18 protein-coding genes and 1 pseudogene are annotated in these 15,086 nt (G+C 45.3%); 2 read left to right on the forward strand and 17 right to left on the reverse strand.

Annotation, left to right across the window (positions count from 1 at the left end):
• Nucleotides 1-5: 5 nt before the first annotated feature.
• The 5 genes and pseudogenes from GJB61_RS15995 to GJB61_RS16015 all read right to left on the reverse strand — a co-directional run bounded on the left by GJB61_RS15995 (nt 6) and on the right by GJB61_RS16015 (nt 3,657).
• Nucleotides 6-659, reverse strand: coding sequence for an MBL fold metallo-hydrolase (locus tag GJB61_RS15995; RefSeq protein ID WP_154119663.1), 654 nt, complete (start codon nt 657-659; stop codon nt 6-8).
• Nucleotides 660-734: 75 nt separating this feature from the next.
• Nucleotides 735-1,136: an Rrf2 family transcriptional regulator gene (locus GJB61_RS16000; protein ID WP_154119665.1), complete on the reverse strand. Its 402-nt coding sequence runs from the start codon at nt 1,134-1,136 to the stop codon at nt 735-737.
• Nucleotides 1,137-1,284: 148 nt separating this feature from the next.
• A pseudogene (locus GJB61_RS16005) lies at nt 1,285-2,171 on the reverse strand (aldo/keto reductase).
• Nucleotides 2,172-2,199: 28 nt separating this feature from the next.
• The gene (locus GJB61_RS16010; RefSeq protein WP_154119667.1) at nt 2,200-2,706 is read right to left on the reverse strand and encodes a GNAT family N-acetyltransferase; all 507 of its coding nucleotides are present in this window, start codon (nt 2,704-2,706) and stop codon (nt 2,200-2,202) included.
• Between the two features lie 90 nt (nt 2,707-2,796).
• On the reverse strand, nt 2,797-3,657 hold the full coding sequence (locus GJB61_RS16015) for a beta-1,6-N-acetylglucosaminyltransferase (protein WP_195724353.1): 861 nt from the start codon (nt 3,655-3,657) through the stop codon (nt 2,797-2,799).
• 157 nt (nt 3,658-3,814) lie between these two features.
• Here GJB61_RS16015 and xerS point away from each other — a divergent pair, with 157 nt between their 5' ends.
• Complete coding sequence (gene xerS / locus GJB61_RS16020) at nt 3,815-4,897, forward strand: tyrosine recombinase XerS (RefSeq protein ID WP_154119671.1); 1,083 nt, start codon at nt 3,815-3,817, stop codon at nt 4,895-4,897.
• A 145-nt stretch (nt 4,898-5,042) separates the two neighbouring features.
• Here the strand turns inward: xerS and mobB are convergent, their stop codons facing one another.
• From mobB to GJB61_RS16075, 11 genes are all read right to left on the reverse strand, one after another.
• Entirely contained in the window at nt 5,043-5,669 is a 627-nt protein-coding gene (gene mobB / locus GJB61_RS16025) for a molybdopterin-guanine dinucleotide biosynthesis protein B (RefSeq protein ID WP_154119673.1), read from the reverse strand.
• A 45-nt stretch (nt 5,670-5,714) separates the two neighbouring features.
• Nucleotides 5,715-6,995 carry a molybdopterin molybdotransferase MoeA gene (locus GJB61_RS16030; protein ID WP_154119675.1) on the reverse strand — a complete coding sequence of 427 codons (1,281 nt, stop codon included), beginning with the start codon at nt 6,993-6,995 and terminating at the stop codon, nt 5,715-5,717.
• Nucleotides 6,996-7,112: 117 nt separating this feature from the next.
• Nucleotides 7,113-7,343, reverse strand: a complete 231-nt coding sequence (locus GJB61_RS16035; RefSeq protein WP_154119677.1) for a hypothetical protein — start codon at nt 7,341-7,343, stop codon at nt 7,113-7,115.
• 70 nt (nt 7,344-7,413) lie between these two features.
• Nucleotides 7,414-7,896, reverse strand: coding sequence for a DUF5680 domain-containing protein (locus GJB61_RS16040; protein WP_229521841.1), 483 nt, complete (start codon nt 7,894-7,896; stop codon nt 7,414-7,416).
• A 130-nt stretch (nt 7,897-8,026) separates the two neighbouring features.
• Nucleotides 8,027-8,533, reverse strand: coding sequence for a DUF4178 domain-containing protein (locus GJB61_RS16045; protein ID WP_154119679.1), 507 nt, complete (start codon nt 8,531-8,533; stop codon nt 8,027-8,029).
• A 160-nt stretch (nt 8,534-8,693) separates the two neighbouring features.
• Entirely contained in the window at nt 8,694-9,098 is a 405-nt protein-coding gene (locus GJB61_RS16050) for a DUF350 domain-containing protein (RefSeq protein WP_154119681.1), read from the reverse strand.
• Nucleotides 9,099-9,222: 124 nt separating this feature from the next.
• Nucleotides 9,223-9,891 carry a PspA/IM30 family protein gene (locus GJB61_RS16055; protein WP_154119683.1) on the reverse strand — a complete coding sequence of 223 codons (669 nt, stop codon included), beginning with the start codon at nt 9,889-9,891 and terminating at the stop codon, nt 9,223-9,225.
• A 139-nt stretch (nt 9,892-10,030) separates the two neighbouring features.
• Nucleotides 10,031-10,351, reverse strand: a complete 321-nt coding sequence (gene lpdD, locus GJB61_RS16060) for a prenylated flavin chaperone LpdD (protein ID WP_154119685.1) — start codon at nt 10,349-10,351, stop codon at nt 10,031-10,033.
• Nucleotides 10,352-10,386: 35 nt separating this feature from the next.
• The gene (locus GJB61_RS16065; RefSeq protein WP_154119686.1) at nt 10,387-11,319 is read right to left on the reverse strand and encodes a dihydroorotate dehydrogenase; all 933 of its coding nucleotides are present in this window, start codon (nt 11,317-11,319) and stop codon (nt 10,387-10,389) included.
• On the reverse strand, nt 11,312-12,016 hold the full coding sequence (locus GJB61_RS16070; RefSeq protein ID WP_338115874.1) for a dihydroorotate dehydrogenase electron transfer subunit: 705 nt from the start codon (nt 12,014-12,016) through the stop codon (nt 11,312-11,314). Before GJB61_RS16070 ends, GJB61_RS16065 begins: the two co-directional genes overlap by 8 nt.
• Nucleotides 12,017-12,095: 79 nt before the next feature.
• Complete coding sequence (locus GJB61_RS16075; RefSeq protein WP_154119690.1) at nt 12,096-13,136, reverse strand: NADH:flavin oxidoreductase/NADH oxidase; 1,041 nt, start codon at nt 13,134-13,136, stop codon at nt 12,096-12,098.
• Between the two features lie 177 nt (nt 13,137-13,313).
• Here GJB61_RS16075 and GJB61_RS16080 point away from each other — a divergent pair, with 177 nt between their 5' ends.
• Complete coding sequence (locus tag GJB61_RS16080) at nt 13,314-14,186, forward strand: polysaccharide deacetylase family protein (protein ID WP_154119692.1); 873 nt, start codon at nt 13,314-13,316, stop codon at nt 14,184-14,186.
• 80 nt (nt 14,187-14,266) lie between these two features.
• On the opposite strand, the gene GJB61_RS16085 is transcribed toward GJB61_RS16080, so the two are convergent.
• Entirely contained in the window at nt 14,267-14,941 is a 675-nt protein-coding gene (locus tag GJB61_RS16085) for a 3D domain-containing protein (RefSeq protein ID WP_154119694.1), read from the reverse strand.
• Between the last annotated feature and the right edge of the window lie 145 nt (nt 14,942-15,086).

Below are 15,086 nucleotides of genomic sequence, written 5' to 3' on the forward strand. Positions count from 1 at the left end.
GCTGATTATTTATACTGAAAGGTAACTACGCCTCGGTAGTCCTCGAGTGTCTCTTGGGAGATATTTAGTTCTTTAACCTCAGTACCGGGATAACCGGCGGCTCTCAGAAATTTGTCTTCACGGTCAAAAAGTATTTTGCCGAAGAGGCCTAAGGCCTTTGTACTGTAATGCATAGGTATAGCAACTGTTGGCTGCAACTGCCGCATCACCTCTGCTGCTCCTACTCCATCAAGGGTCTTTCCCCCACCGCCAACAGGCAGCATAAGAACATCCACTTTACCGATACTCTGTACCTGCTCCGCGGTCAGGATATGACCCAGATCTCCGGTATGGCAGATTCTCAGCCCATCTACGGTGAACACAAAAACAATATTTTTGCCTCGCTTCGCCCCACCTACATTATCGTGAAACGTTGGAATTCCCTGAATCTCTACATCTTTAATTGTGTAATGTTCTGGCTTATTCACGAGTTCTACCTTACCTTGAACCACCTTAACTTGATTGTGGTCACGGTGATCATGTGTCACAGCAACAATATCCGCCTGAAGCTCAGGTATACGATAACCTAGAAAACGTCTTCCAAACGGATCAATTAAGATCACAGTACCCTGTTGTGAAGTAAGCAGAAATGCAGATTGACCAAACCATTTAATTTTCATTATAACCATTCTCTTCCTTAAGTAAGATCATATTTTATGATATGTGCAAAATTCAGCACACTTTAACCAAAAAAATTACTCCATTAGATCCGCAATTGTATATGAAAGTAACACATGATCTACCTGTGTATGAATATCCATAATGATCTGTTCAAAGGATTCACGCACCTTTTTACCAAAAAAATTGTTGCCTGTTGTATCGAGCATCCGCTCCCACTGTGCCCCATCATCCTGAAGTGTTCGGTAGACCTCCGCTAACGTAATATCCTCCGGTTTTCTGGCTAACGTATACCCGCCCCCTCTACCCTGACTAACTTCAATAAATCCGGCATCCGTAAGTCTGGAAAGGATTTTGCGTAGAGCTGTAGCCTCACCGTTAATAAGCTCAGCGATTTCTGTACTGGAGTATTGCCCAGAACGTGAAGCCAGAACAACTAATGCCTGCAGACCGTATCCGAATCGTTTTAGTTCCGCCATGGGTTCTCAAGGTTCCTCTCTCACTTATTTATATGTGCGAATTATAGCACACTTAAATTTCATTATCAATTTAGAAGTTGTTAAAAACTAAAAGAAGTACTGCTATTTCGCAGTACTTCTTCGTGTACCCTTGCTGATTACAGCCAACTCACGTCTGGCCTACCCAGTCACTGCCGGCGATTTCCTGCCAGCGTGAGCGAATCTGGTCATATTGTTCTTGGGGTAAGTTGCCCTTCGTAAGCAGGGTAGCATTTTGGGCCCAGCGGTCTGGATTTCTTGTACCTACAATCGCCGTATGAACACCGGTTGTGCTGAGCGCAAAGCGCAGAGCAACCTCAACCCCTTTTTGCACATCCTCAAGGAAACTGTAATTTAGCTCTTGTAGACGTTTCCAATAAGTATAAGGGTACTCTTCTTGCTTCATGGTCTCGAATGCCCAGGCAACATTAGCGATTGGACGTTTGGCTGTTACGCCCATGCCGCGCCGTGCCGCCTCACCAAGAGTCAGCTGGATAACCTCCTGGTCTGCTATATTCACCGAAGTTTCCAGACTATCAAATAGTCCAGTCTGTACTGCATATAAAGCATCATTGCGATCGCCACTATACCCGATGTACCGTGTTTTCCCCGCTTGCTTCGCGCGCTCAAGCACCTGAATAACTTCACCCCGGCGGAGGATTTCCTCGCTGCAGCTATGAAGATGGATTACATCGACATACTCTGTGTTCAGCCGCTTCAAGCTGCGGTCAATACTTTGCTCAAGCAGCAATGGTCCCAATCTGCAAATTCGAGACCTGCGGCATGCCCACATTTTGTAAACAAATAATAATCATCGCGGCGACCCGCAAGTACTTTGCCGATCAATTCCTCACTATGGCCGTAACATTCCGCCGTATCAATAAGATTAAGTCCGGCCTCGAGTGCACCACTCAGCAGCCGATTTACAGTTTGTTCATCCTGATCGCCAATCTCGGAGCCGCCAAAGCCCAGTATGCTAACTTCCATATCCGTGCTGCCATATTTCCGTTTCTCCATATGTAATGCCTCCCGATGAAGCTTTAGTTTACTTGACCTTATTGATACTTAAAGTACTAAAGTACTGGCTGGGGTTACCCAGTTTAGGATTAAAGCGCTCTTCAAACGTACCACCCGTATAGTCTTCAATTACCCGATGCCAAAAATTACGCGCAGGTGTATTAGCACGAATCTGTGAAACCTTCCAGTCTCCTGGATACATATCAAAAAGCTTGTGCGCAGCCCATGTTCCTATACCGCTTCGACGGTATTTCTGCAGCACAAAAAATTCTGTCATATAATACTGCCCCTCAGGATTGCGCAGCAAGCGGTCAACGAGCGCAAATCCGGCGATTTCACCCTCTACTCTAAAAACGTATGGACATTTATTAATCCCACTGCACCAGTAGGCTTCAAGTCCGGGATACGCTGGATAAGCCCCATCCTGATCAACATGAAGATCCAGATAACGGCTAAAATCATACAAATAGAACTGCATTAGTCTGCTGATTATCTGCTTCCGCTCTTTGGGAACCAGTTCAATCCCAAGCTCCATTAGGTTCACCTCTGTACATTTTGTGAATAAGAACATTTTATCATAATAATCAGTCTAAACCACATTCCGCATATGCTAATGCTGAGATCATCAGACTTTTTGCAGGATTTCCCTAATAATTGTTCTATCCACCTCAATGTCAAACTTCCGTCCCCAGAAGCATTCCGTTCCTTTACTCTGAATCCGTTCATTATCTTCCACCGTCAAGGTTCTTGGAAATTCCGGTCCTGATGTCCAGTCTGTGTATCTCTTTACTTCATTCACTACCTGCTCCTTAAAGTGGCTATTCAAAATAATCGAATGGAAAAATATTTCATCCCCACAAAAGGAATGTCTATAGAAATCCACATATCCGGGGTTATTCTTAGTGAATTCCAGAATATAATCCATACATTCACCGGTAATCGACATCCAATTTGAGCCCTTATACAGCTTGTTAGGCAGACTGCTTAAGTTTCTCTTCAGCTTGGGAACCGACATGATCAGGTTGATGTAGCGGTTTCTAAGCGCGGTAACCCGCTTGTGCCGTGATAATATAAATTTCGGATAATATACGGATACTCTGTACAAACATCCCCACATCTCCGCTGCATTCGGTAATTCCACATGCTTAACATACTGTTTCCCTTGGTTTTCCTTAAAGAAATCTACAATAATCCCATTGGATACGAGAGGCAGATCCTGCCCACTAATGACGTGAATATAACTGAATACTCCATGTTCTTGGATTAAGGCAAAACATTTCAGAATACACTCAATCTGGCTATAATGCCCCCAATGCACGTTAATACGCTGCTCCACAAAATGAATATTGTTCTGATGTAAAATCTCATGCTGGATATTACTTTTTTTGTCCACATGCAGAAAGAACTCAACATTCTCATCGGTTAAGCTATGGATTAACATATTTATCTGCTCAGGATTCTTATGACAAAGGATTACATATGCCATTTTGAAGTTTCGCAATAACATTCATCCTTTCTCTCATTTTTTCCATATAATTATAGAATAGATAAACCAAATTAGATAGAGGAATGATCGAACTGAAATAAAACATGATAAGATAGAGGAAAGAACTAACAGGAAAACTACGAAAAAGGTGAATCTCATGAGCATCCAGAAAATTAGCGATCGTAGAAATCTAGAATTAAAGATGCCACACATACCCTGGTTTGTGCAGCAGTTTATAGACTTCAAGCGTCCGGATCTATCTCCATCTACATTGCTGGAGTATATTCGGGACTACGAGTCTTTTTTCGGTTGGCTGCGCGGTGAGGGCTTGACGGTAGCCACCAATAATACAGAGCTAACCCTCTTAGATCTCGAAACTTTGCATATGGACAATATTGTTGGTTACCGGCTATATCTGACTACTCGAACAGTAGGAACGAACACGCGGGTGACTGTATCCCGCAAACTGTCTGCGTTACGCTCCTTGTTTCACTATTTGAGCCAGATTGCCGAGGATGAAAACTTCTATCCGCTGCTCAAACGTAACATCATGGCCAAGGTTGAAATCAAACGTTTACATAAGCCGAAGGATACCGCAGCCAAGCTAAAGGGCAAAATTCTGGAGGATGAGGAACTGCTGGAATTTGTAGGCTACATCTATGAAGGCTATGGACGTGATATCGAAGCTAACAAACAAGCCTATTACTCCTTCTTGTTAAACCGTGAACGCGATGCCTGCATTGCCAGCCTAATCCTGAATTCCGGTCTCCGCGTCTCCGAGGTTGTCAATCTCAACGTAGATGATGTGGATGTCAATAATAAGCTGATGTATGTCACTCGCAAGGGCAACAATGATGAAACGTTCAAGACCCCTGTCTATTTCCGGGAGCAAGCCAAGGATGATATAGCCCTTTATCTAAATCTGCGTCAGTCCCGTTATAAAACACCAAAAAGGGAAAAAGCAATGTTTATCGCTCTACCTAACGGGCAGCAAGAAGGTAAACGGATGACTAAACGAGCCATCCAGGAAATGATTATTAAATACGCCAAGCGTTTTGGCAAACCTTATCTAACGGTGCACAAGCTTCGCCACTCTTTTGCAACTGATTATTATCTGCAGAATGATATTTATAAAACCAAAGAGCAACTTGGACACGCTTCTACCGAGACCACAGAAATATATGCACACCTTACGGACAAAACGATGTCTGAAGCCATTGAACGGCGCTTGGAATCATAGTTTCAATAGATTTTTGTATAAAAATCGGCGGTGCTTGCTTTTTGGGATTCCGGAATGGCACGGCCGCCGTTCCTTATGACCCGATCTATAGAAACAGAGCTAGATTGCAGCAGGTGATTAATTTGGCTTTTCTATTGTGAATTTTTCATATGATGAAATTTTGAAAATAAGAACGTTGTTGGCACAAATGACTTGCAATCGTTGGAACATCGTTGATGTCATATTGCATGAAGCCTTTTGGAACCTCAAGGGTTACAGCATTCCTCATCGGTGCCCAGATACCGGCAGCCCAGATGTTATTTAGCTTCTTCAGTAGCTCTAAATCCTCTTCTTGTTGAATCAGTACGATTTTGGGATAAGCTTCGTTCTTGAAACCTTCAACTAGTATGAAATCGTAGCCGGAAAAGGATGCGACCAGTTCTGCTAAACTGCTGCCGCGCTCTTCGATCCGCACAGTCCGTGCTCCTCCTGTGATAGCAACCGCAGAGGAACCCGCCTCCCTTTGCCGCCAGGTATCCGTACCCTCGTGATCGATTTCAAAGCTGTGCGCATCATGTTTAATTACAGCTACTGTGTAACCTTTCTTCTGCAACAGCGGAATAAGTGCACAGATCAGCGTAGTTTTGCCACTATTTTTGTAGCCTACGATCTGAAGAACAGCGGGTTGCTCTGAAGAAATCGGCGATGGATGGTCCCCTAGTTGTTGAAATCCCAGTTGTTTGTTGCGATAGATGCTCCCACTGCGGGTTGTACTGCTTCTGCTACGTTTCATCCTGAACCTCCCCCTGTTCTGGCTTCAAAATAGTCTTACTAATAATTATCCCCGTATTTCTCCGGGCAGCTTAAGTACTGTTACCTTCGCTCCAGCCGTTAGGCCCCGCTCCTCGGGTGGCACAATGATCAGACAATCACTATCTTTGATCGTTACCATCACAGAGGATTCATCCAATGTGGCCGGAAAAGCATACAAACTCCCCTCACGGATCTCCAGTCGTGCACGCACAAACCGGGTATAGTTATTCACTTTAGGATAATCCGCCCCTAACGTTGCGGTCCATTCTGGCAGAAAAGGCTGTGCTGCACCTTGCATCAGGCCAATTACCGGACGGGCGAACAATTGAAAGCCAACAAAGCAGGCTCCAGGATTGCCCGATAACGCCAGCAATAGCTTTCCTTCGCGAACAGCAGCAGTAGTTACACTACCCGGACGCATCGTCACCTTGTTAAATAGCATATCTCCACTTTGCTCGCGCACCAAATCACCCATAATGTCATAGTCCCCTACTGAAACACCGCCTGTAGTGATCACAAAATCATAGTTCTCCATTGCCAGCTTCAGTTTACCGCGAGCCAGCTCCAAGTCATCCACAATCGCTCCAAGCATGATTGGCTCTCCTCCAGTCTCACGTACCAGCGCTTCCAGCATGGGGGAGTTGCTATTGCGGATTTTGCCAGGCTGCAGCGGTTCATGTACCTCCAACAGTTCTGTGCCCGTTGCAAAAATACCAACCTTAGGCCGTCGGTGTACCTTGACCATATCCATGCCAAAGGCTGCCAGAACAGCAATTTCCCCAGCCGAAATCATCCCGCCAGCAGGGAGTACAAGATCACCCTGACTTAGCTCCTGACCACGCGGCGTAATATTACGCTTGGCATCCTGTTTTTTACTTATGCCAACATATGTAATTCCCGCGGTCACACGAGTCTCTGTAACTTCCAGCATCACAACAGTATCTGCACCCTCAGGCACCTGAGCTCCCGTCATAATTCTGGCAGCTGTGCCCGTTGTGATCTCAACTGTGGATACAGCACCACATGGAATATTGTCCACGATTTCTAGCCAAACACGATTTCCGTTTCCACAGTTCTTAATATCTGCCGCCTGTAAGGCAAAGCCGTCCATACCTGAGCGGTTAAATGCCGGAAAGGGGTGTGGTGCGATAACCCGCTCTGCCAAATAACGTCCGCAGCTTTGATTAAGCGGCACATCCTCAAATTCAAGTACATTGGCAACCTCCGTTATTCTAGCTTGTGCCTCTGAAACCTGAAGTGCTCTTCTCTGAAATTTATGATCTACTGATTCCTGATTTCCGTTCATATAGCACCTCCATTTTCCATCTAATCATGATGTCTCAACAGAACTATTCTAACTATAAACAAAAAAAAAGGATAGCATCCCTAGGGTAGGGCGATATCCTTCACGAATTTACAATTATTAAATAAATCTGTTATATTTCGCAGCTCGCTTTAGTTCTTCCATTTCTTGTTCTGACAGTTGTTCTTTCCCGGTAACATGATTTATGACTTGTTGGGTGGAGAATTCCGGTGTAGCTTTTACTTTCTCTTCCGTCATATCCGGATCAAATACCGAACCAAATGTCGCACCTTTAATTATATTTTTAACAAACTCTTTAGGACTTATCGCTTGCTCCTTCTTGGAATCCATTGCAAATTCCTCCTTTTTCTCACTATTCCGTACTACGATTCGGCTTAAGATAAGTTTCATTTCTTATCCATCATCTGGTAAATCCACCACAATACTGCAAGGAATATACCTCTTTACCTTTCAGCAAAATCTTCTCCGTCCCAAAAAACCTCTCCAAAGTACCCTGGTTGTCATTCAGATATTGATATTCGGCTTGCACATAGGTGGAAGGACCACGATAAGGACTCTCCTGTGAAACTACACTCAGTGCTTCTCTCAGAAAGGTATAGATGGCCCGGACTTCAAATACCCTCTGTTCATTGCCCGTTCCCCCTCCATAAGTCATCGTCCATATTGGTTCATTACGAAAGTAAACGCTCTCCTGTCCCGCAAAAAAAGACATCCCTACGTACAAATCTCTATAGAAATACTCTCCTTTTTGATATTCTAACTGGCGGAAGCCTGCTAGCAGCGGTTCGACGGACGCCTCATCTCCTTGGGATGCATAGGTAGCCTTTTTAGCCGTTAATAGAAAGCCTACAAATTCATCCAATGCAAAATCCATCAATCTCATCCATCCCTTCCTGACAACAATATACAATAATATTACCATGTAGGAATATACGTTCGCAAATTTATCATGAAAAAGAGGCGCAATCGCTCAGATTACACCTCTTCCCTTCACTATGTGTTCAAACGTCATATTAAGAAGCACGGATGACCTTTACATCGGCTGGAATGACTGACTCCCCTTCATACAACATAAATCGTCCATTCTGCCATTCCACCCGGAGGAGGCGGGAATCATCTGACTGATACTGCCATACATGCTGCTCCCCACCATTGATAAAAGGAGTTTGACCGACTACCTCAGCATATCCTTCATATTCTTCTTCTAAGAAATAAGTATAATCATCCAATTGAAGCGTAGTCGGCACCTCAGCCGGATCATCTAGCCGCCCGTCGATCGCTCGATATAATGCATATCGCAGCCGCTCCCGCTCCTCAATATGCAAATAGGCAATCTGGCTTCCATCACGCAAGGTTAGAACCACTGCATTGCGTCCATTGGTATGGGTCCGTCCGGTGACCTCATACGAAGCAAGCGACACCTCGCAAATGTCTCCGGGAGCCAGGTTTAACATACTCTTTGTTATACCCGAAGCCGCAGGCTTGGAAAATAGATTCCCAATACGTTTCCATATACTCAATTTCGTTCCTCCTAAAAGTTTGTGAGCGTAAGCTTCCTTGAATTACTTCAAACAAACTTGCTTCGTAAGCATAGACCTTAGTTTTGTAAGCATAGTCCTCTATGAATAGCTTCGTACAAAACTGCCTCGTAAGCATTAACTTAAGTTTGTGAGCGTAGGCTTACAAAAAAGCCGAAATTAATAAAGCTCCTACAATATGCAATGAGCCTGAAAATAATCCATACCCTATTTTGCCAAGCTGAGTGCCGTGATCCAGCTCAATCTTTCCCCATTTGCTAAGCAAGAGATGAATTGTTTTTTCAAGAGCAAATAATAGCAGAAAGGAGAATACGGAGACAAGCAGAGCTTCTCCCAAACTGCTTGCGGCAGCAATCGAAGAAGATAATATATATGCTTGCGCCAAGAGCTTCAGCACAAACCTTGTAGTAACCGCCATATTGCCTGCTTTTAGCTCTTCCAAATCATTATATCGGGTAAACAGTGAATCCACGTACATCAGCACAAACAGCAGCACAGCGCTGCTCACCGTCCATACGACCATGGACACCAGGACATGGAGATCCATTTTTTTGCCCCCGTATATTCAATTTAGATACTAGGATAAGCATAGATAAAGCGAAGGAGAAACGTTACTACTGTCTCCCCTTCGCCTATGGAACATCAGCCGTGCTCTTGGCTAAGGTCGTATATTATTGTTTGTCGTATTGCTTCATCAGTGCGGCCAGCTCGTCTTCGACTCCCTGATCCTTGTTTAACTTCTCAAATTCATCATCCAGCGATTTATTACCGGAGCTCATTTCGTTGCTGGCTTCAGCCTGTGCTTCGGCCTGCAGCATTTTGTCTTCCATACGCTTAAGTCCTGCCGATGCTGAATCGGAGCTAAATCCGCTCATTGCTTTATTGATTTCCGTTTGGGCCTTGGCTGCGTTGAAGCGCGCTACAAGCGTCTCACGTTTGTTCTTCATCTGAGTGAGTTGTTTACGCATTTCATCCAGTTTGCCACGCAGATTATCTGCAGACGCTTTGTTCTGGTCAAAGCTGCTCTTATACTCAACGAGCTTGACTTCAGCAGACTTCTTCTCTTCCAGGGCACGACGGGCAAGGTCGGCGTTACCAGCCTGAGCAGCAGCATGTGCCTGCTGGTTGCGCTTAGTAACAAGGGCTTCCTGTTCTTCATAGAGCTGCTTAAATTTCTTTTCAATAGCGATTTGGGCAGCTACAGCTTTCTCAGCATCCTCTAAATCCTCTGCCATATCGCGGATATACTGATCGGTCATTTTTATAGGATCTTCTGCTTTGTCAATAATCGCATTCACATTGGACATGGTTAAATCGCGTAATCGTTTAAATATAGACATCTTGACATTCCTCCTAAAATTTTGTAAGCATACGCTTAAGTTTGGTGAGCGTTACTTTCCTGACCTCGCTTTGTAAGTCAATGCTTAGTTAAAAGCTCATTTGTTATCTTTTACGCAGGGAATTCAATACCGTTTCATATTATTGCCCTAAATATTGATCAACTTTAGCATTTACAATCTCCACAACTTCCAGGATGCCTTCCTTCGTCAGATCATCATAGTGAATTCCCATTACAACGGTTACTGTTTTGCGCAGCTTTGCTGCAACTTTGCGCGCGATGGCTTCGCTGATCGTATGTTCCTTGTGGTGAGGAACGGCAGAGGTTAATACTTCGACGTTCTCCCCGTCCAGATAGGCCGTGCTAGCTGCACCGATATGGCGAACACCTCCGGTGATGAGCAGCAGAATATCCCGGCCAACTACTGTTACGGACAATTCAATATCATCAGGAAGAATCATGAAGCAGCTTTCCCCCTTCCATCTATATTAGTCCTTTAGATGATTCCGCGAATTTCGTCCAATGAACTAATGCTTTCTTGAATCATAAACTGCTCCAGCTCTTCAACTAGTGAACTACCCGCTCGCAGATTCATGAAATTATAGGTTCCTACTTGAATAACCGTCGCTCCAGCCATAATAAATTCGATGATATCCGTAGCAGAGGTAATCCCACCCATTCCGATGATCGGAATCGTAACTCGCTGTGCAACCTGATGCACCATACGCAACGCCACCGGTTTAATAGCCGGTCCAGACAATCCAGCATACAGATTATTAAACACGCTGCTGCGCCGGCGGACATCAATCTTCATACCGGAGATCGTATTAATGAGTGAAACTGCGTCTGCACCCTCCTCCTGACACATCTGAGCCATCACAGCAATATCCTCAGCATTTGGAGAAAGCTTCACGGCAAGCGGCAGCTTCGTAGCTCGTCTCACAGCCCGAACTACCTCTTGTGCTGCCACGGTCTTAATACCAAATGCGATGCCGCCTTCCTTTACGTTAGGACAGGAAATATTCAGCTCGATCATATCTACTGCAACGTTACCTGAGCGTTCACGAGCATCAGCATCACGCTGGATCATCTCTGCTCCCGTGACATAATCCTGAAGGGTATTGCCACCCAGGTTAACGATGCGCGCTGTGTCGAGAGTCTCCCAGTGCGGGCACTCTTTTTCCAGAAATGCAGCCACACCCGGATTCTCCAGCCCGACACTATTCAGCATACCTGATGCCGTTTCATATACACGTGTACCAGGATTCCCAGCCTTGGGATTTAGTGTAAGCCCTTTACCGGAAATTCCGCCTAAGCAGGATAAATCATATAACTTGCCATATTCCCGGCCAAAGCCGAACGTCCCGGAGGCCATCACAATCGGATTCTTGAAATGAACATTACCAATGCTTGCGCTCATATTAGTCATGGAATATTACCTCCTCTGACCGAAAGACTGGGCCGTCCGCACAAGCCTTCCGTTGACCATCACGACAGGACACGCTGCAGACAAGACAAGCACCAATCCCGCAGGCCATCCGGTTCTCTAACGACAGATAGACATTGGTCTGGCTGCCTGCGCTTTCAGCAGCAATTGCTTTTAGCTGTGCCGCCTTTAACATCGGATGTGGGCCGCAGACAAATATGTGATCATATTGTGTGAAATCAACACTATCCAAAATTAATCCACCGACATTCACCATAAGTTCAGCTGCCAGAGGACGGAAAGCTTCCTCCCGAAAAGCTTGGCGGCTAAAGCCCAGAAACACATCACAGCCGGGTAGTTCTTGAGCGCAATAATAAAGCGGGGCAATCCCGATCCCCCCACCCACGAGTGCAACTTTACCTTCCACCTGAGGGAACCCACTGCCAAATGGACCTTCAAGCCCAATAGGATCTCCGGGGTTTAATTCAGCCATGAGCTTCGTTCCTTCACCTACAACATGATACAAAAATTCAACACCATCATCGTGCACTTGATGTATGCTAAGCGGTCTGGACAGAAGTGGATAGGCTCCCCATGCCCGCAACATGTAGAATTGACCCATTTCACCGCCGTAATTCCCTGCTACCCTGAGATGGTATACTCCGTCTGTTAGCCGCTCGTTACTTATAACCGTCGCCACGTTATCAAGCTCCTTCAAATTTAATCTTAATAAACATGCCTTAGAAGGAACTTAAAATCTGTGACTTACTTCACACAAATTAGAGTCTACTTCTATTCCATATGCCACGTTCATAGGGCTTAGGGACGCTTTGTACGCCTCCCAGCGCTTCTTCCGCATGTAACGCCCAATAAGGATCACTGAGCATCCCGCGGCCAATAGCTACAAGCTCTGCTTGTTCTTCAGCGATAATAGACTGGGCAACCTGATACGAATCCAGACGACCCACCGCTATCACAGGTATCTGTAAGCCGCTACGGATATATTCTGCAAGATTCACCTGGTAAGCAGTCCCAGCGTTAGGAACGCCATTCGAACCAATCGGACCTTCTCCTCCTGAGGAAACATGGAACATGTCTACACCTGCATCTTTATAGCGGCGGCAGATTTCCAGAGCATAGCCCTCATCATACCCTCCGTCCACATATTCCTTAGCAGAAATTCTCATCAGCAAAGGCATATCAGCAGGCAGAACATCTCTAACGGCTCTGACAACCTGTTCACCAAAAAGGGCAAGGTCAGCTCCGTATTCATCTTCTCTGATATTTGTCAGCGGCGAATGGAACTGGTGAATTAAGTAGCCATGAGCTCCGTGGATTTCTACAGTATCAAATCCGGCTTGTACCGCTCTGCGCGCTCCCTCAGCATAAGCTTCGATCAACTCGGCGATTTCTTTCTTGGAAAGAGCCTGCGGCGTCTTGGAATTCGCATCGAACGCAATTGAGGATGGTGCGACAGGCGGCTCGGCATCTATTGCTTTGCGACCGGCATGTCCCAACTGAACAGCGATCTTAGCGCCAGAGGCGTGAACGCTATCCGTAATCTTTCGATAAGCCTCAACATGGTCATCACTCCAGATTCCTGTGTCGTTCTTCGTGATACGCCCATCCGGATGTATACCGGTCATTTCCACTATTAAAAAGCCGGTACCTCCAACGGCACGGCTGACATAATGGACAAAATGCCACTCGTTAGGCATACCATCCTGTGTCTCCACAGCATATTGGCACATCGGTGGCATAACGATCCGATTCTTTAAGGTTAGACCTCTTAATTCATAAGGAGTAAACAAATCCGTCATTCCTGTCTCCATCCTTTCCGTCCCTTATTTAGTAGTACTGGCAACTGTTCCTTAAGATTTAGTATACAGGAAGAAATATTAACCGAAAAGGTTGCTAGCAAGCATAAATTCCTTCGTCCATGGAGATAACAAAGGTAGAAAATTACAGCACTAAGGGTTAACGGGAGGCATTAGGAGATGGATAACCGACATAGAGGTTGGAAGCACTTCATCGTAGTGGGCATAATAATCATCCTACTCTGTCCATTATCTGCTTCAGGGCTAGCATCAGCCTCCTTGCAGGGATCTGGAGAAGCTCAGGATTATAAGTTCTCTACTTCTCCTGAAGAACAGGCTGTCCAGGCAGGTACCTCAGCTGCTGCATCGACTGTCCAATCCCGCAAAAATTCTAAAGGGCTCTCCCTAAGCCAGCTACTGCGTAAATATCCCGAGACGATTATGACCAAAGGCCCCCGTAGTAAAATAATCGCTCTTACTTTTGATGATGTGCCTGACCCAAGGTTTACCCCACAACTGCTAGACGTTCTGCAGAAGTACCACGTTAAGGCGACCTTTTTCGTAGTGGGCAGTCGGGCGAAGAAACACCCTGAGCTGGTATCACGAATGATTCGTGAAGGTCATGTTGTCGGCAACCATTCTTATAACCATCCACAGTTCGTTAAGCTTACGCTGAATGATTTCAGATCCGAGATTATTCGAACCGAGAACATCCTGCAAGCGCTGGCCGGGTACAAGCCCCGGCTGATTCGGCCACCCTATGGAGATATCAGTGAGCAGCAGCTAAGGTGGGCGAAAGCACGTGGTTATAAGCTTGTGAATTGGAACGTGGACTCCCTGGATTGGAGGGGACTCTCCAAAGCGCAGGTAAGGAACAATATTCTGGCACATGCAGGAAAAGGATCAATCATCCTGCAGCATGGTGGCGGTGGACAAGGGAGCAATCTCAGAGGGACAATTCAAGCACTCCCCGAAGTGATCACGATTATGCGTAAACGGGGATATACTTTTGTGACAGTACCGCAAATGCTGCAAGTATCCAAAAATAAATAAAAGAAACGGAGACGCCGCTAAGGGCATCCTCCGTTTCTTTTGCAACTTTATACGACAATTTGCAGGAATTTCACGTCTCTTTATTGAATTACATATAGTTGAACATACTGAAATCCGAAATCGGACACAAAGCTTTGGCTTCCAGGAATAAAGATATCAATACGGTTACCCTTAATTGCGCTTCCTTGATCGGTTGCTGTGGCCACGAAAGCAAGCTTAGGCAGACCCGGGTGTGAATAACCCGTCACTAACACCTTGGTGCCCATTGGAATTACACTAGGATCAACGGCGATTGTTCCCAATTTCAGTGCGTTACCAAAGTAATCGACCGCACCCCATATTCCATTCTCGCTGCTTGCGGAGGAATAAGCTGAAGCTTTAACCTGCAAGGTTTTGTCGTAATTGAATACCTTGCCCCATGCCTCAACCTTCTTCGAATCAGGCTCTACATTGAAGCTGGCTGAGATTGCTGAGGAACTATTAGTTATTACTTGAGCAGATGCAACCGCCTTGGCTGCCAGATGACCAGGAACTGTTATTTTCAATCCAGGGTACATATTTAAGGATGCAACCTTAGGGTTAGCCTTCATCAATTCATTCGTACCGACTCCGTATTGTTTAGAAAGTGAGTAAAAGGTATTTCCTTCTTTTACAATATGAATGCTGTCTGCTTGAGCAGGAACTGCGTGCAGCAATGCACTGATTCCCACAACAGCCGCTATAGCTTTAATCGTCGTTCTGAATTTAATTTTCATGCTTACCTCCTAGTTTCTATGCGCTTTGAATCTATGTACTGCTTCATTCAGGTGTAGAACTGTGTAAAACTTACAAAAATCAATATATCACAATTTTGTAACCTATGCACTTGAAATTGTTACCACTTTGAAATAAATAGCCTTT

Source organism: Paenibacillus monticola (assembly GCF_009664975.1).
In the GTDB taxonomy this organism is placed as follows: Bacteria; Bacillota; Bacilli; order Paenibacillales; family Paenibacillaceae; genus Paenibacillus_AQ; species Paenibacillus_AQ monticola.

What these genes read in the sequence shown, in the direction of transcription:
- GJB61_RS16080 (WP_154119692.1), top strand. Translation starts at nt 13,314, where the DNA reads ATGGATAACCGACATAGAGGTTGGAAGCACTTCATCGTAGTGGGCATA.
- GJB61_RS16010 (WP_154119667.1), bottom strand. Translation starts at nt 2,706, where the DNA reads ATGGAGCTTGGGATTGAACTGGTTCCCAAAGAGCGGAAGCAGATAATC.
- GJB61_RS16050 (WP_154119681.1), bottom strand. Translation starts at nt 9,098, where the DNA reads ATGGATCTCCATGTCCTGGTGTCCATGGTCGTATGGACGGTGAGCAGC.
- GJB61_RS16000 (WP_154119665.1), bottom strand. Translation starts at nt 1,136, where the DNA reads ATGGCGGAACTAAAACGATTCGGATACGGTCTGCAGGCATTAGTTGTT.
- GJB61_RS16085 (WP_154119694.1), bottom strand. Translation starts at nt 14,941, where the DNA reads ATGAAAATTAAATTCAGAACGACGATTAAAGCTATAGCGGCTGTTGTG.
- GJB61_RS16035 (WP_154119677.1), bottom strand. Translation starts at nt 7,343, where the DNA reads ATGGATTCCAAGAAGGAGCAAGCGATAAGTCCTAAAGAGTTTGTTAAA.
- GJB61_RS16015 (WP_195724353.1), bottom strand. Translation starts at nt 3,657, where the DNA reads ATGGCATATGTAATCCTTTGTCATAAGAATCCTGAGCAGATAAATATG.
- GJB61_RS16030 (WP_154119675.1), bottom strand. Translation starts at nt 6,995, where the DNA reads ATGAACGGAAATCAGGAATCAGTAGATCATAAATTTCAGAGAAGAGCA.
- mobB (WP_154119673.1), bottom strand. Translation starts at nt 5,669, where the DNA reads ATGAAACGTAGCAGAAGCAGTACAACCCGCAGTGGGAGCATCTATCGC.
- GJB61_RS16055 (WP_154119683.1), bottom strand. Translation starts at nt 9,891, where the DNA reads ATGTCTATATTTAAACGATTACGCGATTTAACCATGTCCAATGTGAAT.
- xerS (WP_154119671.1), top strand. Translation starts at nt 3,815, where the DNA reads ATGAGCATCCAGAAAATTAGCGATCGTAGAAATCTAGAATTAAAGATG.
- GJB61_RS16065 (WP_154119686.1), bottom strand. Translation starts at nt 11,319, where the DNA reads ATGACTAATATGAGCGCAAGCATTGGTAATGTTCATTTCAAGAATCCG.
- GJB61_RS16075 (WP_154119690.1), bottom strand. Translation starts at nt 13,136, where the DNA reads ATGACGGATTTGTTTACTCCTTATGAATTAAGAGGTCTAACCTTAAAG.
- GJB61_RS16040 (WP_229521841.1), bottom strand. Translation starts at nt 7,896, where the DNA reads ATGAGATTGATGGATTTTGCATTGGATGAATTTGTAGGCTTTCTATTA.
- lpdD (WP_154119685.1), bottom strand. Translation starts at nt 10,351, where the DNA reads ATGATTCTTCCTGATGATATTGAATTGTCCGTAACAGTAGTTGGCCGG.
- GJB61_RS15995 (WP_154119663.1), bottom strand. Translation starts at nt 659, where the DNA reads ATGAAAATTAAATGGTTTGGTCAATCTGCATTTCTGCTTACTTCACAA.